The organism is Tardiphaga sp. 841_E9_N1_2 (assembly GCF_051811065.1).
GTDB classification, from domain to species: domain Bacteria; phylum Pseudomonadota; class Alphaproteobacteria; order Rhizobiales; family Xanthobacteraceae; genus Tardiphaga; species Tardiphaga robiniae.
Window position 1 is genome coordinate 2,001,285 of record NZ_JBPWQC010000001.1, and the last position, 21,935, is coordinate 2,023,219.

The 21,935-nt window shown below is 62.5% G+C and carries 20 protein-coding genes; 8 read left to right on the plus strand and 12 right to left on the minus strand.

Annotated elements, in window-relative coordinates:
* Positions 1 to 17 precede the first annotated feature (17 nt).
* From AB8A50_RS09620 to AB8A50_RS09630, 3 genes are all read left to right on the plus strand, one after another.
* Entirely contained in the window at positions 18 to 764 is a 747-nt protein-coding gene (locus tag AB8A50_RS09620) for a glycerophosphodiester phosphodiesterase (RefSeq protein ID WP_439077522.1), read from the plus strand.
* 200 nt (positions 765 to 964) lie between these two features.
* Positions 965 to 2,200 carry a GNAT family N-acetyltransferase gene (locus AB8A50_RS09625; protein WP_176454523.1) on the plus strand — a complete coding sequence of 412 codons (1,236 nt, stop codon included), beginning with the start codon at positions 965 to 967 and terminating at the stop codon, positions 2,198 to 2,200.
* A gap of 71 nt (positions 2,201 to 2,271) precedes the next feature.
* Positions 2,272 to 2,703, plus strand: coding sequence for an HIT family protein (locus AB8A50_RS09630; RefSeq protein ID WP_184517779.1), 432 nt, complete (start codon positions 2,272 to 2,274; stop codon positions 2,701 to 2,703).
* A 122-nt stretch (positions 2,704 to 2,825) separates the two neighbouring features.
* On the opposite strand, the gene tsaA is transcribed toward AB8A50_RS09630, so the two are convergent.
* From tsaA to AB8A50_RS09655, 5 genes are all read right to left on the minus strand, one after another.
* Positions 2,826 to 3,317, minus strand: coding sequence for a tRNA (N6-threonylcarbamoyladenosine(37)-N6)-methyltransferase TrmO (gene tsaA, locus AB8A50_RS09635; RefSeq protein WP_439077523.1), 492 nt, complete (start codon positions 3,315 to 3,317; stop codon positions 2,826 to 2,828).
* Between the two features lie 26 nt (positions 3,318 to 3,343).
* On the minus strand, positions 3,344 to 4,330 hold the full coding sequence (locus tag AB8A50_RS09640) for a Bug family tripartite tricarboxylate transporter substrate binding protein (RefSeq protein ID WP_439077524.1): 987 nt from the start codon (positions 4,328 to 4,330) through the stop codon (positions 3,344 to 3,346).
* A gap of 90 nt (positions 4,331 to 4,420) precedes the next feature.
* Positions 4,421 to 4,765, minus strand: a complete 345-nt coding sequence (locus AB8A50_RS09645) for an AzlD domain-containing protein (RefSeq protein ID WP_439077525.1) — start codon at positions 4,763 to 4,765, stop codon at positions 4,421 to 4,423.
* Entirely contained in the window at positions 4,762 to 5,496 is a 735-nt protein-coding gene (locus tag AB8A50_RS09650) for an AzlC family ABC transporter permease (RefSeq protein WP_439077526.1), read from the minus strand. The genes AB8A50_RS09645 and AB8A50_RS09650 overlap by 4 nt, the downstream gene beginning before the upstream one ends.
* Before the next feature lie 91 nt (positions 5,497 to 5,587).
* Entirely contained in the window at positions 5,588 to 6,559 is a 972-nt protein-coding gene (locus tag AB8A50_RS09655) for a transglycosylase SLT domain-containing protein (protein WP_439077527.1), read from the minus strand.
* 90 nt (positions 6,560 to 6,649) lie between these two features.
* Between AB8A50_RS09655 and AB8A50_RS09660 the strand changes: the two genes are divergently transcribed.
* On the plus strand, positions 6,650 to 7,585 hold the full coding sequence (locus tag AB8A50_RS09660; protein WP_439077528.1) for a glycine/sarcosine/betaine reductase selenoprotein B family protein: 936 nt from the start codon (positions 6,650 to 6,652) through the stop codon (positions 7,583 to 7,585).
* A 145-nt stretch (positions 7,586 to 7,730) separates the two neighbouring features.
* Entirely contained in the window at positions 7,731 to 8,081 is a 351-nt protein-coding gene (locus tag AB8A50_RS09665; RefSeq protein WP_068734400.1) for a PilZ domain-containing protein, read from the plus strand.
* A gap of 213 nt (positions 8,082 to 8,294) precedes the next feature.
* On the opposite strand, the gene clpA is transcribed toward AB8A50_RS09665, so the two are convergent.
* On the minus strand, positions 8,295 to 10,694 hold the full coding sequence (gene clpA / locus AB8A50_RS09670; RefSeq protein ID WP_089263729.1) for an ATP-dependent Clp protease ATP-binding subunit ClpA: 2,400 nt from the start codon (positions 10,692 to 10,694) through the stop codon (positions 8,295 to 8,297).
* Between the two features lie 252 nt (positions 10,695 to 10,946).
* A complete protein-coding gene (gene clpS, locus AB8A50_RS09675; RefSeq protein WP_068734422.1) occupies positions 10,947 to 11,279 on the minus strand; it encodes an ATP-dependent Clp protease adapter ClpS in 333 nt (110 codons plus the stop codon).
* A 521-nt stretch (positions 11,280 to 11,800) separates the two neighbouring features.
* Between clpS and AB8A50_RS09680 the strand changes: the two genes are divergently transcribed.
* Positions 11,801 to 13,168: a TadE/TadG family type IV pilus assembly protein gene (locus AB8A50_RS09680; protein WP_439077529.1), complete on the plus strand. Its 1,368-nt coding sequence runs from the start codon at positions 11,801 to 11,803 to the stop codon at positions 13,166 to 13,168.
* 72 nt (positions 13,169 to 13,240) lie between these two features.
* On the opposite strand, the gene AB8A50_RS09685 is transcribed toward AB8A50_RS09680, so the two are convergent.
* Entirely contained in the window at positions 13,241 to 13,576 is a 336-nt protein-coding gene (locus AB8A50_RS09685) for a phasin family protein (RefSeq protein ID WP_068734393.1), read from the minus strand.
* Positions 13,577 to 13,974: 398 nt separating this feature from the next.
* Here AB8A50_RS09685 and AB8A50_RS09690 point away from each other — a divergent pair, with 398 nt between their 5' ends.
* Positions 13,975 to 15,798, plus strand: a complete 1,824-nt coding sequence (locus tag AB8A50_RS09690) for a serine hydrolase (protein ID WP_439077530.1) — start codon at positions 13,975 to 13,977, stop codon at positions 15,796 to 15,798.
* A gap of 217 nt (positions 15,799 to 16,015) precedes the next feature.
* Here AB8A50_RS09690 and AB8A50_RS09695 read toward each other — a convergent pair whose 3' ends face one another.
* The 4 genes from AB8A50_RS09695 to AB8A50_RS09710 all read right to left on the minus strand — a co-directional run bounded on the left by AB8A50_RS09695 (position 16,016) and on the right by AB8A50_RS09710 (position 19,781).
* Positions 16,016 to 16,741 (minus strand): DnaJ domain-containing protein, encoded by a 726-nt coding sequence (locus AB8A50_RS09695; protein WP_439077531.1) that lies wholly within the window; start codon positions 16,739 to 16,741, stop codon positions 16,016 to 16,018.
* A gap of 51 nt (positions 16,742 to 16,792) precedes the next feature.
* Positions 16,793 to 17,515 (minus strand): VWA domain-containing protein, encoded by a 723-nt coding sequence (locus tag AB8A50_RS09700; protein ID WP_439077532.1) that lies wholly within the window; start codon positions 17,513 to 17,515, stop codon positions 16,793 to 16,795.
* Between the two features lie 70 nt (positions 17,516 to 17,585).
* Positions 17,586 to 18,461, minus strand: coding sequence for an alpha/beta fold hydrolase (locus tag AB8A50_RS09705; RefSeq protein WP_093761275.1), 876 nt, complete (start codon positions 18,459 to 18,461; stop codon positions 17,586 to 17,588).
* A gap of 396 nt (positions 18,462 to 18,857) precedes the next feature.
* Positions 18,858 to 19,781, minus strand: a complete 924-nt coding sequence (locus AB8A50_RS09710; RefSeq protein WP_439077533.1) for a division plane positioning ATPase MipZ — start codon at positions 19,779 to 19,781, stop codon at positions 18,858 to 18,860.
* A 234-nt stretch (positions 19,782 to 20,015) separates the two neighbouring features.
* Between AB8A50_RS09710 and panC the strand changes: the two genes are divergently transcribed.
* Positions 20,016 to 20,867 (plus strand): pantoate--beta-alanine ligase, encoded by an 852-nt coding sequence (gene panC / locus AB8A50_RS09715; protein WP_439077534.1) that lies wholly within the window; start codon positions 20,016 to 20,018, stop codon positions 20,865 to 20,867.
* Positions 20,868 to 21,935 lie beyond the last annotated feature (1,068 nt).

A 21,935-nucleotide genomic window follows, 5' to 3' on the forward strand; every position in this document is an offset into this window, starting at 1 on the left:
GATGCAGGACAATCCCGATGCGCGCACCTGACTGGCTTATCGCCCGGCCGGTCGCGCATCGTGGCCTGCATGATCGCACCCGCGGCATTATCGAGAACATGCCCGGCGCCATGCACGCCGCCATATCAGGCAATTTCAGCATCGAGACCGATGTGCAACTCACCGCCGATGGCGAGGCGATGGTGCATCATGACGATGAACTCGGCCGCCTGACCGAGGGCTCCGGCCCCCTGCTCGCGAAGACCTCCACCGAACTCAAGCAAATTGCCTTCAAGGACACACCCGAGCGCATGATGTCGCTCGGCGATCTGCTTGCACTGATCGACGGCCGCGTCGGGCTCGTGATCGAGATCAAGAGCCACTTCGATGGTGATCGCAAACTGGTCGCCCGCGTCGCCGAGATTCTGAAAACCTATCGCGGGCCGGTTGCCTGGATGTCGTTCGATCCCGATCAGGTTCTCGCGATGCGCGAGATCGCCCCCGGGATCCCGCGCGGCATCACCGCCCAGCGCACCTATGACGACGGCGAATGGCTGACACTGACGCAGGCCCAGCGCGACGGCATGCGCCATCTCCGCCATGCCTTCCGCACCCGGCCGCATTTCGTCTCCTACTGGGTCAAGGAACTGCCGGCCCCGGCGCCCTGGATCGCCCGCAACCTGTTCGGCTGCGCGCTCCTGACCTGGACCGTGCGCACGCCGGAACAGCGCGCCATCACCGCCCGCTATGCCGACCAGATGACGTTCGAAGGCTTTGTGCCGTAGCCACAAGCGCGTAGGATGGGTAGAGCGCAGCGAAACCCATCGCTTTCCCCCGCGAGTGATGGGTTTCGCTCCGGCGCGATGCGCCTCCGCTCTACCCATCCTACGCGCCCGGACGTTACCCTTGAACTGTCCCGCGCGATGCACAATCTTAGGAGCGGTCACCGCGACGGTTGATCGCATATGACCGGTTCAAGTGATTGATGACGTCATCGGAAATTACGCTCGAAGCAGTGGCGTCCATCAGCCAGATCCCGGCCACGGATTGGGACGCCTGTGCCACCGGCCATGCCGATCTCGGTGGCATTGAGAGCCTCGATACGCTGGCCCCAGCGGCCAATGGTTGCGCCTCGAAAGCCAATTACAACCCGTTCGTGTCCCATGCCTTTTTCACGGCCGTCGAGAAGTCGAATTCGGCCTGCGCCCGCACCGGCTGGGGACCGCGCCATCTGATCGCCAAGAGTGATGGCCGCATCGTCGGTGTCGTGCCCTGCTATCTGAAATCGCACTCGCAGGGCGAATACGTGTTTGACCGCGGCTGGGCCGATGCCTATGAGCGCGCCGGCGGGCAATATTACCCGAAGCTGCAGGCCTCGGTTCCGTTCACGCCCGCCACCGGTCCCCGCCTGCTGATCCGCGACGGCGTCGATGTGGAACGCGTCGGCGCGGCGCTGGCCGGCGGCCTCGTCGGTCTCTGCGAGGCCACCGATGCATCGTCCGTCCATGTCACTTTCGCGCGCGAGAGCGAATGGCAATTTCTCGCCGCACGCGGCTTCCTGCAGCGGACAGACCAGCAGTTTCATTTCCGCAATGATGGCTACAGCACCTTCGACGATTTCCTGGCAACGCTGAATTCGCGCCATCGCAAGGCGATCAAGCGCGAGCGCCGCGATGCGCTGGCCAATGGCATCACCATCCATCCCCTCACCGGCAGCGAGATCACCGAGGATGCCTGGGACGCGTTCTTCGCCTTCTACATGGAGACCGGTTCGCGCAAATGGGGACGCCCCTATCTGACACGCGAGTTTTATGCGCTGATCGCCGAGAGCATGAGCAATGACGTCGCGCTGATCATGGCCAGGCGCGACGGCAAGTGGATCGCCGGCGCCATCAACTTCATTGGTTCGGACACACTGTTCGGCCGCCACTGGGGCGCCATCGAGCATCACCCGTTCCTGCATTTCGAGGTCTGCTACTATCAGGCCATCGACTTCGCCATTCGCCGCGGGTTGAAGACCGTTGAGGCCGGCGCCCAGGGCGAACACAAGATCGCACGGGGCTATCTGCCACAGACCACCTATTCGGCGCATTACATCGCCGATCGCGGACTGCGTCAGGCCGTCGGCGAATATCTTCAGCGCGAGCGCGAATATGTCGCGGAGGCTGTCCGCGAATTGACCGAAGCCGGCCCGTTCAGGAAGGGCGACGAGCAGGATTAAGCCGTCTTGACCGGCTCCCCTCTGGCGGCGACAGTCGCCCAAATTTGCGCCGAAATTCTCCGGAGGATTCCATGACCGCGTATGACCCCAACAACATCTTCGCCAAGATCCTGCGCGGCGAATTCCCCTGCTACAAGGTCTATGAGAACGACCACGTGCTGGCGTTCCTGGACATCATGCCGCGCTCCCCCGGCCATACGCTGGTGATCCCCAAGGCGCCCGCGCGCAACATCTTCGACATCACGCCTGACGACTACGCCCATGTGATCCGCGCCGCCCACAAGATCGCCGCTGCCTGCAAACAGGCCTTCAAGGCCGACGGCATGACCGTCGCGCAATATTCGGAAGCGGCCGGCGGCCAGGTGGTGTTTCACCTGCACATGCATGTGATGCCGCGCCACGACAATGTCGGCCTGCTGCCGCCGGCATCGCGCAAGGAAGACCCGAAAGTGCTGGAGGACAACGCGACGAAACTGATCGCGGCATTGGCGGCGGTTGGGTAGATCGTCGCCTGTCTTACCTCGCCCCGCTTGCGGGGAGAGGTCGAAGCCTGAGCGATAGCGAAGGCTTCGAACGCACTCCGTGCGTTCGATCCACCCTCTCCCCGCAAGCGGGGCGAGGGAAACTACTCCGTCTGAAAGTCCCCCGGCTGCGGCGGCGCCAGCGGTGTGAACTCGCAGCGATCAGGCTTCACGTCCAGCAGCGGCGTCTCGTCGAGACAGTCGAGCCCGCGCACCAGCACGGTCGCTCCTTCGATCCCCACCAGCTTGACCATGGACGTGCCGAGCGGGTTCGGTCGCACCGGCGTCCGCAGCGAGAAAATGCCACGCGCATTGCCGTCGTTCTTGGGGCTCTGCAGCACCAGGTCGCGGCGCGACAGGTGCAACCAGTAGATCACTTCGAGATGCTTGTAGAGATCGAGGTCCTTCAGCCCCGGCACCCATGGCTCGAAGATCTCGAGCCGGCACACCGGGCCGTCATGGCGGCCCTGCCGCGGCGTTTCCAGCCGCGACGTCCAGGGCGTGCGGATGCGCCCGATATAGACGAGACCCGCATGGTTCGGCTTCGGTGCATCGACGGCGAGTTCGCCGGCGCGGATTTCACTTTCACCAACCATTGGTCACCGTTCTTGCATCCTGCCGATCAATCCAGCGAGATGTTCTGCGCCTTGATCACCTTCGACCACCGTGCCCGGTCTTCGTCAACGAATTCGTTGATCTCCTTGACCGTCTTCGGTCGCAGCACCGGGAAGCCGATCTTTTCCAGCGATGCGCGGAATGTATTGTCGTTCAGGGCCCGATCCATGCTGGCCATCACGGTCTTCACGACATCATCCGACAATTTCGACGATCCCGCCAGACCGAACCAGACGCCGACCTGATAATCCGGATATCCGCTCTCGATGACGGTCGGCACGTCAGGCAGATCGGGACTGCGTTCTTTCGAACTGACGCCGAGCGGCCGCAGCAACCCGGCCTTCACCGGCGGCAGCGCGGTGGAGAGCGTATCGAACATCACCTGGATATTGCCGGAGAGGAGATCGGTCAGTGCCGGTCCCGCACCCTTGTACGGCACATGGGTCATCTCGACGCCGGCGATCTGCTTGAACATCTCGCCAGCCAGGTGAATCGTGCCGCCGGTGCCGGCCGAGCCGAAATTCAGCTTGCCCGGATTGGCCTTCGCGTAGGCCACGAATTCCTTCACCGTCTTGGCCGGCACGGACAGATGCACTTCCATCACGACGGGCAGATCGGTCACCACCGTCAGCATCCGCAGATCTTTCTGCGGATCGTAGGACAGCTTTTTGTAGAGCAGCGGATTGAGCACCATGATGGACGCGGCCGTGACAAACAGCGTGTAGCCATCGGGCTCTGCACGCGTCACCATTTCGGCGGCGATGGCGCCCTGCGCGCCCGGCTTGTTCTCGACGATCGTCGCTTGCTTGAGGTCGCGGCCAAGATAATCCGCCACGAGACGCGCGAGCACGTCGGTCGGCCCGCCGGCTGCATAAGGCACCACGAGCTTGATCGTACGCGTCGGATATTCCGCCGCACGGGCGAGCGGCGCGGCAAAACCCAGCGCAGCGATAACGATGCCGGTTATCAAGGCAGAACTTGCGCGCAATCTCATATCGGCTCCCAACCCCTATTTTTAAGTTGAGCGGAGACTATCGCGTTCACGCGGTCGTACAAGGCCGCTACAGCCTGACGCTGTCGTCTATCAACCGAGGATGTATTTGCCGGTGACCATTACAAGCTCCCCGCATGCGACGCCGAGAAAGATCGAGCGCCGGAAAGCGACGAAGACGACGAGGCCGACAGCGACCGCGCCATAACGCAACGGCGGCGGAACGCTCGCGAGTGCACCGGGCGGCACGACCAGGATTTGCGCGATGACGCCGGCGAGGATCGCGGTGGCCACCGCCCTCACCCAGACCAATATTTCGGACTCTTCGTCGACGCCGCCGCCGAGCCACAGGCCGAGCATGCGCCAGACTTCATTGGGCAGGAAACCCGCCAGCAGCAGCACAAGGAGCGCGTGCCAGTCGCCGATGAAGTCGCTCATCGCCGCCTCCAGCGATGTACGCCATAGGCGATCGTCCCGGCCGAGACGCCTGATATCAGAATGTCGACACCGGTGTTGAAGAGCGACACGACAGGAAACAGCGCGAGACCGAGCACGAGCGCCACGATATCGGCGAGCTGCTTGCAGTTGCGCGCCGTCGACAGCAGAAATGCCAGCGGCGTCAGCAAAAGGATCGCTGCGCCGAACAGCGGCGGCAGGTTGGCCGCGAGGTGATAGCCGATGAAGGTCGCGGTCAGCGAAGACAACACAAGTCCGAGGCCGAGCCCGTTGACGAAGGCGATGCGCCGCTCGCGCGGGACCAGCGGCATCAACCGGAAACACTCGACCCACAGCGTCACTGCGATGAAATGCGATGGCAGGATCAGTTGCCGCTTCTTCGTGTCCGGCATGCACAGCATCGGCAGCACCGACACCACCATGGGAAACAAACGGATCGCACTCACGGTGACCGCGAGCGCCGCCTGGATCACCGTGGCGCCGGAGCCGAGCGCGACGAGAAGAATAATCTGTGCGGGACCGGCCCAGACGAACAATGTGCTGGCCAGCGCCCAGAACAGGCTGAAATGCGTGTCATGAGCCAGCGCGCCGATGCCGATATAGGTCGCGAACAGTACCAGCGTCAGGATGGTCGTAGTGATCGACCGCATGCCGTAAAGGAAGGCCGCCGCACTGCCCTGCCATCTCGGTGAATCCAGTGCAGGAAGCGACACGTGGGTTTGTTTCTTCTTGGTTGATCCGGCCTGTCATAGGCTGCCGAAAGCCGCCGGCGTCAAGAGGCGCCAATGCATGGGGTGCCAGCAGTCACGCTCTGCCATTGCGCAGCACCAGACAGCCTTGCCCGGCCCGGCGGATCTTGCCGCAGAGATCGTTGGCCTCGTCACGCGTGTCGGTCCCGATCCTCACCTGATAGAAGGTTCGCGTGCCGCGGCTTCGGAACAGCGAACTCAGCAGGTTGGGATCGCGTTCGCCGACCACCGTGCGCAAGCGCAACATCACACGCGCATAGGACATCAGAGCACGGTCACGATTGAAGCCTGCCGCCAGTTGCACACCCCATGGCCGTGCTTCGCCGAGCTTCACGCGCGCTTCCAGTTGCGTGACGAAGGGATTGGGCGCGCGCTGCAGGAGTGCCATCAATTCACGGCAGCTCGACGTCGCGGCACGCGGCGGCGTCTTGCCGTTGCGGCCCGCAGCCTGCCAGTCCTCGACCGTCGCCCCGGTGATCGCGGAGACGTAGTTGCGGGTCTCGCCGGGCATGTATCCCTTGCCGTCGAGCCAGTCCTGCACACGGCGCGGTCCTGCATTATAGGCCGCAGCTGCAAGGCCGAGATTGCCGAACTGGTTGCGCAGATCACTGAGAAACTCCGCCGATTTCGGCAGCGCCTGCACCGGATCGAACGGATCGAGCAGACGCCGCTCATTGGCCGTGCCCGGCATGAATTGCGCGATGCCCTGCGCGCGCTGGCCATTGCGCGTCACGGGACCCACGGCATCGGGCTGAAACCGGCTTTCCTGCCAGATCACACGGGCGAAGAACTCCAGCGGCAAGTCATTGGCGCGCGCTGCAGACTCGATCATCAGACACATCGACTCGCGTGCGTCACTGTCACGTGTCAGATTTGGCTTCGACGGCGCCGCCATCGGCAACATCCGGTCCGCGCCGGGCTTCGCCAATTCGCTGACCGGGAGCTCTTCGGCGCGAGCGCCCGCGACCGGCGCAAGCAACAGCGCCGCGAGGCAAATTATCCGGCCGATGATGCTTCCGAACGCCATGCCTGATCCCGCGCGGATTCCCCGCGCCTTGACAGCGGAACCCCAGCAGCTAGCTATGAATGAAAGACGGCAAAAGCGGGAGTGCAAACAATGGCCGACGCGCGCGACGACACATCCGGCTTTGCCAGCGACGACGATGTTCCGATCCAGTATATGGCCCGCACCCGCGCCTATTATCAGGCGATCGGCTATGACGTTCCCTATCGCTGGGCCCATCACGTCGACGCGCCGTTCCAGCCGCTGAAGAAGCCGCTGGCGCAGTCGCGCGTCGCCATCGTCACCACCGCAGCCCCCTTCGATCCCGCCAAGGGCGATCAGGGTCCGGGCGCGCTCTATAACGGCGGCGCCAAGTTCTATCAGGTCTATGACGGCGATACGTCGGTCGATCATGACCTGCGCATCTCGCACATTGCCTATGATCGCGTGCACACGACGGCGGACGACAGCGGCACCTGGTTTCCCCTGCCAGCGCTACGCGCACTCGCGGCGTCGGGCCGCATCGGCAGTGTCGCGCCGCGCTTCTATGGCGCGCCGACCAATCGCAGCCACCGCGTGACCCTTGAGACCGACGCGCCGGAGATCGTCAAGCGCGCCAAAGCCGATGGTGTTGATGTCGCCGTCCTGGTGCCGAATTGCCCAGTCTGCCACCAGACCATCAGTCTCGTCGCCCGCGAACTGGAGGCCAACGGCATCTCCACTGTGGTAGCGGGCTGCGCCAAGGACATCGTCGAACACGCTGCCGTGCCCCGTTTCCTGTTCAGCGACTTCCCGCTCGGCAATTCCGCCGGCAAGCCGCATGACAAGGCCTCGCAGGCGCAAACCCTGGAATTGGCGCTGCGCCTGCTGGAATCCGCCGTGGGTCCGCAGACCACCCTGCAGTCGCCGCAGCGCTGGGCCAGGGACGCGGTCTGGAAGCGCGACTACAACAATGTCGCCCTGCTCAGCGCCGAGGAACTGGCGCGCCGCCGGGCCGAGTTCGACAAGCAGAAGGACATCGCCCGGGGATTGCGCGAGACGGCGGCCTGAGCCCGTCCTGAGGCCGATCACCCCGTCTTTCGGCGATCGCCCTTAACTTTGGTTTACGTTAAATCCGCTCAATCCGCGCGAGAGCCTTCCCCGCCGGATGGAACTGCGTACAGTCCCCGCCTGTAACCTCAGGGGGCATCAGGACATGGACGAGCGGCGCAAGAACGTCAGGGACAAGGTGATCTACGGTGCCGTCGCGTCCAAGGACCAGAAGGCCAAGGAATGTGTCGTGCGCGACATTTCCGAAGACGGCGCCCGCATCGAATTTGGAAGCGGCGCGCGACTGCCAAAGGATGAGCTGACGCTCAACATCGCGCGAAAGGGCCGTTCGTTCCTCGCCAGGATCGTCTGGTGGCGCGACAACATCGTCGGCGTCGCCTTCACCGATCCGCCGGTGGAGAGCAAGGAAAGCTCCGACATCGAAGAGCGCCTGCGCAAGAGCGAGAAGAAAAAGCGCGAATTGCAAAAGCAGATTCAGAAACTGCTGGGGCAGTAAGGCGTTTGGCCAAATAACAAAACCGCAAACTCAGCCCTCATCCTGAGGAGCGCGCTTGCGCGCGTCTCGAAGGATGGGTGCATATGCATTCATGGTTCGAGACGGCGCCGAAGAGGCGCCTCCTCACCATGAGGACAGAGAGCGTATCCCCCAAAACAAAAACGGCCGGTGATTTCTCACCGGCCGTTTTCATTTGTTCAATCGCCCGATGGCTTACGCCTTCTCCAGCGGTCCCTTGGCCGAACCCGAGCCCTTACCCGACTTCGGCTTCTTGGCGGCGCCGCGCTTCGCCGGCAGCTTCTCCGGCTTCGGCGTCACGGGACCGTCGACGAATTCGAAGCCGATGCTTTCCTGCTCGACACCGAGCACCGCCTCGTCCTTCTTCAGGATGACGCGGACATGGCCGCCATTCTTGAGCTTGCCGAACAGCAGTTCGTCGGCCAGCGGCTTCTTGATGTGCTCCTGGATCACGCGGCCCATCGGGCGCGCACCCATCTGCTCGTCATAGCCGTGCTGGATCAGCCAGGCCTTGGCGGGATCGGACAGTTCGATGGTGACGTCGCGATCTGCGAGCTGGGCTTCCAGCTGCAGCACGAACTTCTCCACCACCATGCCGATCACATCCGAATTCAGATGTGCGAAGGACACCACCGCATCGAGGCGATTGCGGAATTCCGGCGCGAACTGCCGGTTGATCGCCTCCTGATCCTCGCCTTCCCGCTTGCCGCGGGTAAAGCCGAAGGCCGCACGCGCCATGTCGGCAGCGCCGGCATTGGTCGTCATGATCAGGATCACGTTGCGGAACGAGACCTGCTTGCCGTTATGGTCGGTCAGCCGGCCGTGATCCATCACCTGCAGCAGCACATTGTACAGATCCGGATGCGCCTTCTCGATTTCGTCGAGCAGCACCACGCAATGCGGATGCTGGTCCACGCCATCGGTGAGCAGACCACCCTGATCGAAGCCGACATAGCCGGGAGGCGCGCCGATCAGGCGCGACACGGTGTGCCGCTCCATATATTCGGACATGTCGAACCGAATAAGCTCGACACCCAGCGACGACGCCAGCTGCTTCGCCACTTCGGTCTTGCCGACGCCGGTGGGGCCCGAGAACAGGTAGCTGCCAATCGGCTTCTCCGGCTCGCGCAAGCCGGCACGCGCCAGCTTGATCGATGCCGCCAAGGCCTCGATCGCCTTGTCCTGTCCGAACACCACCCGCTTCAAAGTCGACTCAAGATGCCGCAGCACCTCGGCATCGTCCTTCGACACGCTCTTGGGCGGGATCCGCGCCATGGTCGCGATCGTGGTCTCGATTTCCTTGATGCCAATGGTCTTCTTGCGCTTGCTCTCGGCCACCAGCATCTGCGCCGCACCCGACTCGTCGATCACATCGATCGCCTTGTCCGGCAGCTTGCGGTCGTGGATGTAGCGCGACGAGAGCTGCACCGCAGCCTCGATGGCCTCGTTGGTGTATTTGAGCTTGTGGTAATCCTCGAAATACGGCTTGAGGCCCTTCAGGATCGAGATCGCATCTTCAACGGTAGGTTCGTTGACGTCGATCTTCTGGAACCGGCGCACCAATGCGCGATCCTTCTCGAAGTGCTGGCGATATTCCTTGTAGGTGGTCGAGCCCATGCAACGGATCGCACCCGAAGCCAGCGCGGGCTTGAGCAGATTCGAAGCATCCATCGCGCCGCCCGAGGTGGCGCCGGCGCCGATCACCGTGTGGATTTCGTCGATGAACAGGATCGCATTCGGATGCGCTTCGAGTTCCTTGAGCACCTGCTTCAGGCGTTCTTCGAAGTCACCGCGATAGCGCGTCCCGGCCAGCAGCGTGCCCATGTCCAGCGAGAACACGGTGGCCGCCGACAACACTTCCGGCACGTCGCTGTCCACGATGCGCTTGGCCAGACCTTCGGCGATCGCCGTCTTGCCGACGCCGGCTTCGCCGACGAACAGCGGATTGTTCTTCTGACGGCGGCACAGAACCTGGATCGCACGGTTGATCTCGGCCGTACGCCCGATCACCGGATCGATCTTGCCGTCACGCGCCTTCTTGTTGAGGTTGACGCAATAGGTGTCGAGCGCCTCGCCCTTCTTCTTGGCGTCGTCGCCGTTCTTGGTCTCGGTCTCCTCGTCAACGCCGCGCACCGGCCGCGCCTCGGAAACGCCCGGCCGTTTGGCAATGCCGTGGCTGATGTAATTCACTGCATCATAGCGCGTCATGTCCTGCTCCTGCAGGAAATACGCGGCATGGCTTTCGCGCTCGGCGAAGATCGCGATCAGCACATTGGCGCCGGTCACTTCTTCGCGACCCGACGACTGCACATGAATGACGGCGCGCTGGATCACGCGCTGGAAACCGGCGGTCGGCTTGGCGTCATCTGCGCCATCCGTCACCAGGTTTTCGAATTCGGTTTCGAGATAATTGACCAGACTGCCGCGCAGCTTGTCGAGATCGACGCTGCACGCCCGCATCACCGCCGCGGCGTCGCTGTCATCCACCAGCGACAGCAGGAGATGCTCCAGCGTCGCATATTGGTGGTGCCGCTCGTTCGCAATCGAGAGCGCCCGATGCAGCGATTGTTCAAGGCTTTGAGAAAAAGTTGGCATTCCGCGTCCTCGTTGGCCCCCACCATCATGATCGTCGTTGCCGGGTCAGGCAACAAGAACCTTTCTCACATATAGTGATGTCTGATCGTGGTGAAAGGCTGGTTCCCGCTGCTTGTTGTGACGCGTCCGCAGAGCACGTCTGTTCATTCCAGCGCATTGTCACATGCGCTGTTGACGCAGCCGAACGACCGCGTTCGACTCACATCAGTTCAATGCAAGACCCGTTCCCAGTTTCCGGGAATTCACGCGAGGCTACTTCTTTTCCATCACGCATTGCAAAGGGTGCTGGTGCTTGCGCGCAAAATCCATCACCTGCGTCACTTTGGTTTCGGCGATCTCATAGGTGAAAACGCCGCATTCCCCGATCCCGTGATGATGAACGTGGAGCATGATCTGCGTCGCCGCCTCGGCGTCCTTCTGGAAGAACTTTTCTAGCACGTGGACGACGAATTCCATCGGCGTGTAATCGTCGTTGAGGATCAGCACGCGATACAGGTTGGGACGCTTGGTCTTGGGTTTGACCTTGGTGATGACCGAGGTGGCCGGCCCACCGGGCGCATTGGACCGGTTGTCGTCCTCTGCCATGCCACGCGGCCGCCGGCGGCGATCGTCGAGGGCGCCGGCCACAGGCATCAGGATGCCGTCAGGCATGAATTTCGAAGGTTTCTGGAACATAGCGCCTGTATAAAAGTCCCTAGCCGATATTGGCCAGCCCCGAATTGACAGCGTCCCCAGCCACGACGTGCTGCCGGACGCCTCGGGCACAGAGGCGCCCCGGGTCGCCGCATGGGTGCGACGCTGTCCGTTTCAGGACCGATGGAGCCAATATGGGTTCCTGTGGCCGTTCTCGCAAGCACACTGCAAGCACCTGGAATGGCTCGCCGCGCCCCGCCTGATGGCCCCCGGTCCGGTCAGGGTTAACCGATCGTGCTCGATTTGACCGGATAAGCAAACGAGCCATTTAACCGTCGTTCACGATAATACCGGGCGCTGACGCAGCGGCACGCCAATAGTTGGCCTTTTACCGATTTTCTGAGGACGCCTTTACCACCTGTTCAGCCGCCGCCCCCGAAATGACCTCCAGAAACTCACCATTGGCGGTCACGATGTTTATTCAATCGATTTCAAGCCAGGCGAAGCGCATCGCATCCCGATTTACACGCCACGACGGCGGCAATATCGCGATGACCTTCGCCGTCGCTCTGGTGCCCCTGCTCGGCTTCGTGGGCGCCGCCGTCGACTACTCCCGGGCCAACGCTGCCCGCTCGGCGATGCAAGCGGCGCTCGACTCTGCAGCCTTGATGGTTTCGAAGGACCTGTCCGCCAATCCGACCATGTCGGCGACCGATGTCACCGACAAGGCGAAGGCCTATTTCAACGCGCTGTACACCAACACGAATGCCGGCCAGATCACGGTGACGGCGAGCTACACGACCAACACCAAGGACGGCTCCACGGTCACGGTCAACGGCTCCGGTGCCGTCGCAACCGATTTCATGAAGATGGTCGGCCTCCCGCAACTAGGGATCGGCAGCGGCTCGACCACGACCTGGGGCTCGACGCGCATGCGCGTCGCCATGGCGCTCGACGTCACCGGCTCGATGGGTATGGGGACCGGCAAATTGAAGGCGATGCAGGACGCAGCAACGGGTCTCATCAAGACGCTGAGCGCCAACTCGCGCATGACCGAGGACACCTATATCTCGATCATTCCGTTTGCGCAGATGGTCAATGTCGGCGCGTCGAACAAGAACGCGACCTGGCTCAAATGGGACGAATATGGATCCTGCAGCTATCCGTACTACGACACCAAAGCCGAGTGCCAAGCGGCTGGCCAAACCTGGAACGCGAGCTCCAACAAGAACGCCTGGAATGGCTGCGTCACTGACCGTGATCAGCCTTACGACACCACCAACGAAGCCCCGTCGGGCACAGCACGTTATCCGGCCTACCAGTACAATGCATGCCCCTCAGCCATTCTTGGGATGACATCGGCTTATGGTCCTGCCAACGTTAAGACGCTGACAGACAAGATCGATGCCCTGTCGGCGAATGGCGGCACCAACCAGCCGATCGGCATGGCCTGGGCCTGGCGCACCTTGCAGATCGGTAGCGATCCATTCCCGGCACCGGCCAAGGATTCGAACTACAAATACACAGATGCACTGATCATCTTGTCGGACGGCATGAATACCAAGGACCGATGGTACGGTGACGGCGCCAATTGGTCGACACTGGTTGACGATCGACAGAAGTTACTGTGTGCCAATATCAAAAAGCTGAACCCGGTGACCAACAAGCAGGACACCGTGATCTATACGATCCAGGTCAACACGGGCGGCGATCCGGAGTCCGCAGTTCTGAAATCCTGCGCCGATCCCGGCAATTTCTTTCCTACAAGCACCAACGCCGGCATCGCCGACGCCTTCAAGGCAATCGGCAACTCGCTCAACGCATTGCGCGTGTCAAAGTAAAGCGGCGGCGACACCTTCAAACAAAAACGCCCGGCCATCAGGCCGGGCGTTTTGGTTTCAAAACCGTATCGCTTAGCGCGCCGGGGTCATCTTGGCGACGAAGCCTTCGAACGGCTTGTAGGCCTGCTTGGCGAGATCGACATAGAGTTCGCTGATCTTGTGCGATTCAGCGACGAAGGATTCATAGGCCGACTTGGCGTATTCGGTCTGCACTTCGAGCACCTTGTCGAGCGACTGCACGCCGGACAGTTTGGTCACGAAGGCATTGCCGTCCTCGAACGACTTCTTGGTGTAGTCGCCAACCGCGACAGCGATAGCCTGTGCACCGTTCTGAAGCGTGGCCGCCGATGCGACTGCACTCTCGAACTGCTCCTTGCCGTACTGCTGGATGTCTTCGACCTTGATCACTGCAAATCCTTTCCCGGATTGGACGGGTCAGCCGCGGCCGGGTGGACCCCGGTCTGATCTGACCTGCCCATCTATCGTGCGGTGCACAATGACGTCAAGAATCCTGTGCGATGCACAATTTTTACCATTGGCAATAAATGCACGGGTAACTGGCAAGGGTTGCTTAACCTTTTGGAAACTCGCCGGACCTACCCTGATTTCTTGCATTGGTGCGTTGGGGCCAAAAAGCCCAAAAACTGCATGAGTACATACTCTTAGCCAGAATGGCCGCGTATGCTTCTGCCATCCCGCCGAGAGAACCGCTCAGGCTGACGCTTAAAACTGAGACACATCCCCGGTTGTTGGGCATAATTTAGCCTCACGATCCGGGGAATGAGACTGATCTGACGGGGAAGTCCATGCTTCGCACAACGTTTGCTTCGTCGCGCACCTTGCGGGTGTGCGCTCTTGGGCTGGCAACTCTCAGCATCGCAGTCATCTTTACGACTGACAGTGCGGATGCCCGCCGCCGACATAAATCGCGAAGCCACGTCGCGCGCGTCTCGAGCTACAATCCCGCTTTCTCGTCGATCATCGTCGATGGCAATTCCGGTGCGGTTCTCTCGTCCAACAATCCCGACGGTTCGCGCCATCCGGCGTCGCTGACCAAGATCATGACGCTGTACATGCTGTTCGAGAAGCTGGAATCCGGCAAGCTCACGCTGGACAGCGAAATGGACGTCTCGCAGCACGCCTCCGTGCAGGCTCCGACCAAACTAGGCCTGCGCCCTGGTCAGACGCTGCGCGTCGAGGACGCGATCAAGGCCCTGGTGACCCGCTCCGCCAACGACGCCGCCGTTGTCATCGCCGAAGCCATTGCCGGCGACGAAGACGATTTCGCCAAGCTGATGACCAAGAAGGCCCGCGCGCTCGGCATGAGCCGCACGGTGTATCGCAATGCCTCCGGTCTCCCTGATGATGCGCAGGTGACCACCGCGCGCGACCAGTCGGTGCTTGGCCGCGCCATCCAGGATCGCTTCCCGCGTTACTACCGCTACTTTGCCACCGCCTCGTTCAATTATCGCGGCCGCAACATCCGCAACCACAACCGCCTGATCGGGTCAGTCGAAGGCGTCGACGGCATCAAGACCGGCTACACCCGCGCCTCCGGCTTCAACCTCGTCTCGTCGATGAAGCGCGGCAACCGCCATCTGGTCGGCGTCGTGCTTGGCGGCCGCAGCGGCGGCGCCCGTGACGCAGCGATGCGTAACCTGCTTGCCGAGAACCTGGACAAGGGCGCCACCCGCCGCACCGTGGCCGCGATCACCGAGCGCAATCCGTCCGAAGCCGCGACCGAGGTCGCCGAAGCCGAGGCCCAGGCGCGTCCGACCGAAACCAAACAGGTCAACGGCGCCATTCAGGTGGCTGCTGCAACCCCGGTCGTCGCTGAACCCGTCTCCGAGCCCCCGGCTCGTCCTGCTGCGCCCGCGGCGCGCCCGTCCGTCTTCGCCGCCGCTACCGCAGCGCTGCCCCCGGCAGCGCCGATGCCGCAGCCCCGCAAGCCCGAGCCCGGCCCGCTGAATTCAGGTGTCATCCAATCCGAGCCCATCTCGACCATTCCGGGCTCGTCAGAGCCGATGAAGCCGGTTCGGGTCCGTACCGTTCAGGTCAAGTCCGGTCAGTACAAGCTGGCCTCCGCCGGCGGCGAGCAGCCCGCCCCTCCCGCCGCCGCCAATGCCATCACGGCGCGCTCCGAGCCCACGGCCCGCTCGCCCGAGACCACCAATTCGCTCTATGCCCGCTCGGAGATGCCGCGCCAGCCGGCAGGCTTCGGGACCGGCAATGGGCTTCTAGGCGTCTTGCCGGCCCAGGGAAGCGCTCAGGGCGGCACCCAGATGGCCTATGCCGACCCTGCCCCGCGTAACGTGCCTGCCCCTCAGGCTCCCGCTCCGCAGACGGTACAACAGGGCGGCGCCATCAAACCCGCCGCGATCCACACCGGCTGGATCATCCAGGTCGGTGCACTGGAGAGCGAGAGCGAGGCACGGATCCGCCTCGACGCCGCGCGTGAACAGGCCCGCGGCCTGCTCGGCAAGGCCGACCCGTTCACTGAAGCCGTCGTCGGCAAGGGCGACAGGAAACTCTACCGCGCCCGCTTCGCCGGCCTCGACCGCGAAAAAGCCGAAGCCGTCTGCAAGACGCTGAAGCGTTCCGAGATCTCCTGCATCACCATCAAGAACTGATCGATTGATACCGTCGGATACGCAAATGGCCGGGACATTGTCCCGGCCATTTTGCTTTTGGTCACCATAAATCCCCGTGGTGACAACTTCTCGTCAAGACTTAGCCAGTACAAAATACAGACGGGGATTGATCGACCATGCCGGACAACGGCGGGCGATGGGGCGTTCTCAGAGAAACGGAAGCTGCTCGCAGTTGTAGCGTAAAAGCGTGCTGGAGTTAGCTACGATGCGTGCGAAGCAGAGTGTCCTTGGCCTCGTTGACTCGGGCCGCCAGGTACGTCGAGCCCCCCTGGTCGGGATGCAGTTTCTTCATGAGGGATCGGTGCGCGCGGCTGATTTCGTCGCGGGTCGCACCCGGCTTCACGCCAAGGATCTGATAAGCCTCCTCTTCCGTCATTTTACTGCCAGACGGCGCGCGGTCGTGCCGCCCTGCCGTATCGCCCTGCGCGTTCTGACGCCAGGCGGGAAACCGGCGGTCAAGATAACTTTCAAGTAGCGCCACGCTCTCCGCATCGAAGCCGGCCATCATCGCTGCCAGTTGCGGCAGGTCGAAAGCATCGAGCGACTGACCGGCATAAGGGCCGGCCACGATCCGTCCGCTGAGCTGGCCACTGTCATGATCGAGGGTCATGTCGAGAAACGCCGAGCGGACCTGCGAGGTCTGGCCGGACGATTTGGTCCCGCCCCCGAACATGCCGCCGATATTGCTGAAGCCCGCAGTGCCGAACGGCGCCCAGCCCAACAGGCCCGCCCCGAAGATTCCCAGCGGGATCGCCACCGCCAGTTCACCCTTGATGCCGGTAAAGGCCGCAACGGCCAGCGCCAGCACGCCGCCAGCCAGCTTGATGCCGCGCGCCAGCAGCGCCGGGTTGGCCGAGCGGAACATCTGCAGCAGAATGTAGAGTACGAAGACGGCGAGCGCGCCAGCGATCAAAGTAGGCATGAGGGATAGATAGTCGGTTGCCGCGTTCCGCGAAACGGTTTTGCGGACCGTTTATCGCATCTGGCCGAGCAGCTTTGCCGCACCCGGCGCCGACGACGCCAGCCGTGTCAGTGCCTCCCGTCCGCCCGCGGCATAGGCGGCTACCGCGCGCAGCAATTCGCGGAGCTGCGCAGCGGCTCCCGGATCGAACCGGCACCAGGCGCCCCCGGTCAGCCGGGCAATCTCGCGAAAGGCCTGTTCGGCCGCCGGGTCATGCCCTTCCTGGAACATGAAGACCGGCACTTTCAGCAGGCCGAGCTCGCCGGCTCGCGCACAGAGCTCGTCAACGGACTCCTCCATGGCGTCGCCCACGAACACCAATGCGCGTACGCCGGAGGCCACCGCCTCGCGCCGCGTCTCCGACAGCACCTTGCCGATCTGGGTCTGACCGCCCTGGCAAGCGATCTTGCCCATCAGCCGCGCCAGTTGTGCGGTGTCCGAAATCCAGCCGGTCGCGCGGCACTCGCTGAGACCACGGAAATAGACAAGACGGATATCGAGACTGCCGATCGACGCCGCCTCGCGAAACATGTCGGCCTGCAGCGTGCAGGCCATATCCCAGGTCGGCTGCCGGCTCATGGTGGCATCGAGTGCAAACACCAGCCGCCCGCGCCCGCCCGCTGCATGCGGCGCCATGGCTTTCGCCTTCGCTACAAATGCTGCGATGTCGGCCGATGCCGACGGTTGGGTCAGCGTATCGGTCTTGGACGTGGGAATGGTGGGGTCTCGGGACATGACAACTCGCGTTTGCTGCAAGCTTCATGTGGCGAGCATAGGCCGCGCGGTCAACCGCGCAGCAAAGGACTCAATTCACGCTCGGCGTATACTGCGCGATCTTGTTCGGGTCAGCCGCATTGCTCTGCTGCGCAGGCTGCTCGATGATCTTCGGCTTGCCCGTGACCGGCGACAGCTTGCTGTCGTCGTCGAGGAACTTGTCGAGCAGCCCCTGAATCTTGGTCTTCAGGGTTTCCGGACCGCGATCGCTCATGTCGGTGTGCTGCGCGCCGGTGTTGACGACCGTGATACCGGCCTTTTCGCAGATCTCGTCATCCGGCACGACACCGGGATCCGGCTTGAACACCGTATCGTGCGAACGGAACGACAGGATCTTGAATTTGCCATCGGTCATGAACGGCACGCGCAGATTATCCAGCGTCACGACCTTCTTGACGTCATCCGGGAATTCCTTGGCGTAGAACATCGAGATGTCGCCGCCGTTGGAATGACCGACCAGCGTGAGATGATCGTAGTCGGAGTTCGGCTGAATCTTCTTCAGCTCCTTCACCGCGTATTTGATGTTCTGAACGCCGCGCTCATAGACCGGCAGACGGCCGACATAGAGCTCGCCGACCTTGGTCACGAGCGGAGCGTCGGTATCGAGATCGTGTTGGATGCTGACGGCCATATAGCCGCGCGCCGCAAACACGTTCGCGAGGAACGAGTATTCGGTGAACTTGACGGTGTTACCGTGATTGAGGACCGCGACCGGCAGAGTGATCATGCCGGCATTGGCCTGCATTTCCTTGTCGCGCCGAACGGCGATGTCGACCTGCACAGGACGATTACGCGACGCGTCGAAGAACGTCAGCGTCTCATGCCGAATAGCCCACTTCGACGCGGTGAAATACGCGGCGGTGGTCAGCACGCAAACCGAAAGCAGAATGAGAAGTCCGCGTTTCATGTTCGTCCCTGATCGGCCAGCTAGAGAGAGGTCTCAGCCGGCTACAGCACTTATGGGCCGGAATGGCCTCAAGCGGCTGCTTCAACAGCATATATGTCACAGCCCGGTGACAGAAAGGCTAAATATTGTGAATTCCGAGCCATGTTATTGTGCGCCGCACCCGTTTCTTGTGCAGTTGCTAAAGAAAGCCACGGTCGAATTGAGCGATTTTGAACAAGTTTCGCAAGGGATCGGAATTTCAAAAACGCCCTGATTTCAACGACAAATCAACTGTCGAACGGGTGACTCGTTCCCCGGTAAAAGAAAATGATACCTGTGGTATCAGCGTGAAGTTGAGTGCGGGATCGTTCATAGCCTGCCGAACGCGCAGCGCTGGCTTTGCACCGTGAACGCGACTCAGTTGCCAAGGATGTCGTGAACGTCGAGCGGCTTGTCGACCTGGGCAAACCACTCGGCGCGGTTGGCGGCGCGGCGACGGCCACGCTCATCGAGCGGCAACTTCAACTTGCGCAGCAGTTCGATGACTTCCTCGCGCGCCGTGACATGGCCCATGCTCGGGCGTCGCCCGAGCGTGGCTTCGTTGAGATCGTCGAGCGCCGTCAGGCCACGCGGAAAGAACTCGCGATACATCACGCGCTCGGCGAGACCGTCGATGGCGCGGAAACCGAGCTGCAGCGAAAGTTGATCGAGGACGCCGGCGACCAGCATCTTGTTGTGTGAGCCGAGCATCGAGAGCCGGTTGCGCACCACGATCCAGTCGGTGGTCGAGCCATCGTGCTGGCGGCGCTTGCGCCGGGCTTCGCGTGCCATCTTCGAATAGTGGCTCTCGCCGGTCACCTTGTAGCTTGTAGCATCGACGGCGCCGAGCACGTCGAAATCGAGGAAGCTGTCATTGATCGGCGTCACCAGCGTATCGGCCATCGAATGCGCCAGACGCATCAGATAGGTATCGCTGCCAGGCGTGTCGATGACGATGAAATGGTGGGTACGTTCCACCGCGCTCACCGCGGTCATGAACTGATCGAGTTCGAAGGCTTCGTTGTCGGCGATCTGCATCGTCTCGCCGAGCTTGACGCAGCTATGGGTCGGCACTTCCAGCGCAAGTCCGGCGCTCTGTGCCCAGGCTGCGCGGTTGGCAATATAGCGCGTGAAGCTCTGCTGGCGACTGTCGAGATCGATGGTGGCGACGCGCTGACCGGCCTTCAGCAGCGCCACGGCAATATGAAGCGCAGTGGTCGATTTGCCCGACCCGCCCTTCTCATTGCCGAGCACGATCACATACGCCGTGCCGGACTGGCCCTGGGTGGTTTGCATCAACATCGCGCGATCCTTCGATCATCTTCAAATCGCGAGGCGTGGCAAGGGTCAAGCTAAATACAGGGGTATCCTGCTGTGCGGGCGATCAGCCGCGCTTAATCATGAATCCCGGCGGCCGGTTGCGGCATCAGGACACCCGCCAGCCCGGTATCGTGAGGCTTGGGTGATCCCGCGAGCTTTGATAAGCAGGGCGCGCACGCCCTCACCCGCCGCAGCCAACAACAAGAACGAGCCGCAATGCCCCGCACCCCGATCGTCGCCCGCACCCTGCCCGCCCTCCGCAAGGCGCTCGACGGCCTGCGCGCGCGCAAGGCGACCATCGGCCTGGTGCCGACCATGGGAGCGCTGCATGACGGCCACGTCTCCCTGGTGCGCCTCGCCCAGCGCCGCACCAGCAAGGTCGTGGTATCGATTTTCGTCAATCCAACGCAGTTCGCCCCGACCGAGGACTTCGGCTCCTATCCGCGGACCTGGAAGAGCGACGTCGCCAAACTCACCGAAGCCGGCGTCGACCTGATCTGGAATCCCGACGCCAAGGTCATGTATCCGGAAGGCTTCGCAACGAAGATCACGACCGGAGGCCCGGCCACCGCCGACCTCGAAGATCGCTTCCGCCCGCATTTCTTCGGCGGCGTCGCGACAGTCGTCGGCAAGCTGTTCACGCAGGTGCGGCCGGACATGGCGTTCTTCGGTGAGAAGGACTACCAGCAGCTCAAGGTCGTGACGCGCATGGCACGGGACCTCGATCTCGGCGTCAAGGTGACCCGTGCAACCACGGTGCGCGAACGCGACGGTCTCGCGATGTCGTCGCGCAACGTCTATCTCTCGCCGGAAGACCGCGCCACGGCGCCGGTGCTGTATCGCGCGATGAAGGAAACCGCCAAGCGCCTGAAGGCTGGCGACGACCTTGAAGCCGCCATGGCCGGTGGCGCCGCGATGATCACCGCGGCGGGCTTCGCACTCGACTACTTCGAGGCGCGCCATGCAGAGTCACTGGCGCCAATGACCTCGATGAAAGACGGCCCGGTGCGACTGCTGGTGGCCGCAAGGATCGGCAAGACGCGGCTGATCGACAATATCGGGGTGTAGTCCACCTCGTCATTCCGGGGCGTGCGTCGCCGGCGAAGCCGGCAGAGAGCGAACCTCCGCCACTCCACTTGGAGTGGAATCCCGACCCACGCTCGTCATTCCGGGGCAGGACGGACCGCGAAGCGGACCGGACTGAGCCTGGAATCTCGAAGTGTTTTGCTGAACATGCCGAGATTCCCCGCCACTCCAAGCGGAGTGGCTGAGGTTCGCGTCCGGCAAGTGCCGGCCACGCCCTCAGGCAAACCAATTGGTTTGCCGGGGAATGACGCGTGTTGGGGCACACAGTGGCGCAAACATTTTTTCCTATCTTCCGTTGACAATATCCCCATCAGGTTTATATTCCGACCCGTCCTGCCCCACCGAGAGGGGCGATCGCGATCGTCACGTTCGCGGGGCAGGATGCGGTGGACGCCGGAGATGCGGCGTTACGCGGTTCATGGGGGACGTCTGTCTTCGGGCAGGACGGATCTGCGCCAGCACTGCCACTGGCAAGGAGACGGCCGACCTTCGGATGGACAGACCCCTGGACAGTGTGACGGACGACCAAATCGAAACGCGTTCGGCCAAGTGCTTTGCGGCTACCCTGTCCCTCCGCCCTGGGACATTAATTTTGGTGATGGGACCGTTCGCCATGGCAGATGTGCAAGCAACCGAAAAAACACCGCAGGCGGAACGTCGGGCAGTTGCTCGGCGCCTCCGAAAGTCCTGATGCACTCTCAATTGCGGAAGACCGCATCGCATCAGGCCCAAGGGTGCAACGGGCACCCGGCGTTCCGCACGCCCTCTCACAAGAGGGTGGGAAGGAATGCGCAAAACTCGGACGCCATTGGCGCCGCGAGAATGCGAGCGCGTGGCTCTTTGAAATTTTGGAGATGCGATGGCGCGACGGCGCCAGAAATATCCCTCCCCCCGCGCGAAGCGAAGCTTCGCTAGGCGGGAAGGGTCGGCCGAGCGAAGCGGAGGCCGGGGTGGGGTCTCTCCACGAACTCCGAGCTTGGGGAGGCACCCCCCACCCGACCGGCCAAGAGGCCGGCCTCCCTCCCCACGCAAGCGCGGGGGAGGGAAAAG

Coding starts and splice junctions, on each gene's coding strand:
- AB8A50_RS09620 (WP_439077522.1), top strand. CDS start 18: ATGCGCGCACCTGACTGGCTTATCGCCCGGCCGGTCGCGCATCGTGGC.
- AB8A50_RS09625 (WP_176454523.1), top strand. CDS start 965: ATGACGTCATCGGAAATTACGCTCGAAGCAGTGGCGTCCATCAGCCAG.
- AB8A50_RS09630 (WP_184517779.1), top strand. CDS start 2,272: ATGACCGCGTATGACCCCAACAACATCTTCGCCAAGATCCTGCGCGGC.
- tsaA (WP_439077523.1), bottom strand. CDS start 3,317: ATGGTTGGTGAAAGTGAAATCCGCGCCGGCGAACTCGCCGTCGATGCA.
- AB8A50_RS09640 (WP_439077524.1), bottom strand. CDS start 4,330: ATGAGATTGCGCGCAAGTTCTGCCTTGATAACCGGCATCGTTATCGCT.
- AB8A50_RS09645 (WP_439077525.1), bottom strand. CDS start 4,765: ATGAGCGACTTCATCGGCGACTGGCACGCGCTCCTTGTGCTGCTGCTG.
- AB8A50_RS09655 (WP_439077527.1), bottom strand. CDS start 6,559: ATGGCGTTCGGAAGCATCATCGGCCGGATAATTTGCCTCGCGGCGCTG.
- AB8A50_RS09660 (WP_439077528.1), top strand. CDS start 6,650: ATGGCCGACGCGCGCGACGACACATCCGGCTTTGCCAGCGACGACGAT.
- AB8A50_RS09665 (WP_068734400.1), top strand. CDS start 7,731: ATGGACGAGCGGCGCAAGAACGTCAGGGACAAGGTGATCTACGGTGCC.
- clpA (WP_089263729.1), bottom strand. CDS start 10,694: ATGCCAACTTTTTCTCAAAGCCTTGAACAATCGCTGCATCGGGCGCTC.
- clpS (WP_068734422.1), bottom strand. CDS start 11,279: ATGGCAGAGGACGACAACCGGTCCAATGCGCCCGGTGGGCCGGCCACC.
- AB8A50_RS09680 (WP_439077529.1), top strand. CDS start 11,801: ATGTTTATTCAATCGATTTCAAGCCAGGCGAAGCGCATCGCATCCCGA.
- AB8A50_RS09690 (WP_439077530.1), top strand. CDS start 13,975: ATGCTTCGCACAACGTTTGCTTCGTCGCGCACCTTGCGGGTGTGCGCT.
- AB8A50_RS09695 (WP_439077531.1), bottom strand. CDS start 16,741: ATGCCTACTTTGATCGCTGGCGCGCTCGCCGTCTTCGTACTCTACATT.
- AB8A50_RS09700 (WP_439077532.1), bottom strand. CDS start 17,515: ATGTCCCGAGACCCCACCATTCCCACGTCCAAGACCGATACGCTGACC.
- AB8A50_RS09705 (WP_093761275.1), bottom strand. CDS start 18,461: ATGAAACGCGGACTTCTCATTCTGCTTTCGGTTTGCGTGCTGACCACC.
- AB8A50_RS09710 (WP_439077533.1), bottom strand. CDS start 19,781: ATGTTGATGCAAACCACCCAGGGCCAGTCCGGCACGGCGTATGTGATC.
- panC (WP_439077534.1), top strand. CDS start 20,016: ATGCCCCGCACCCCGATCGTCGCCCGCACCCTGCCCGCCCTCCGCAAG.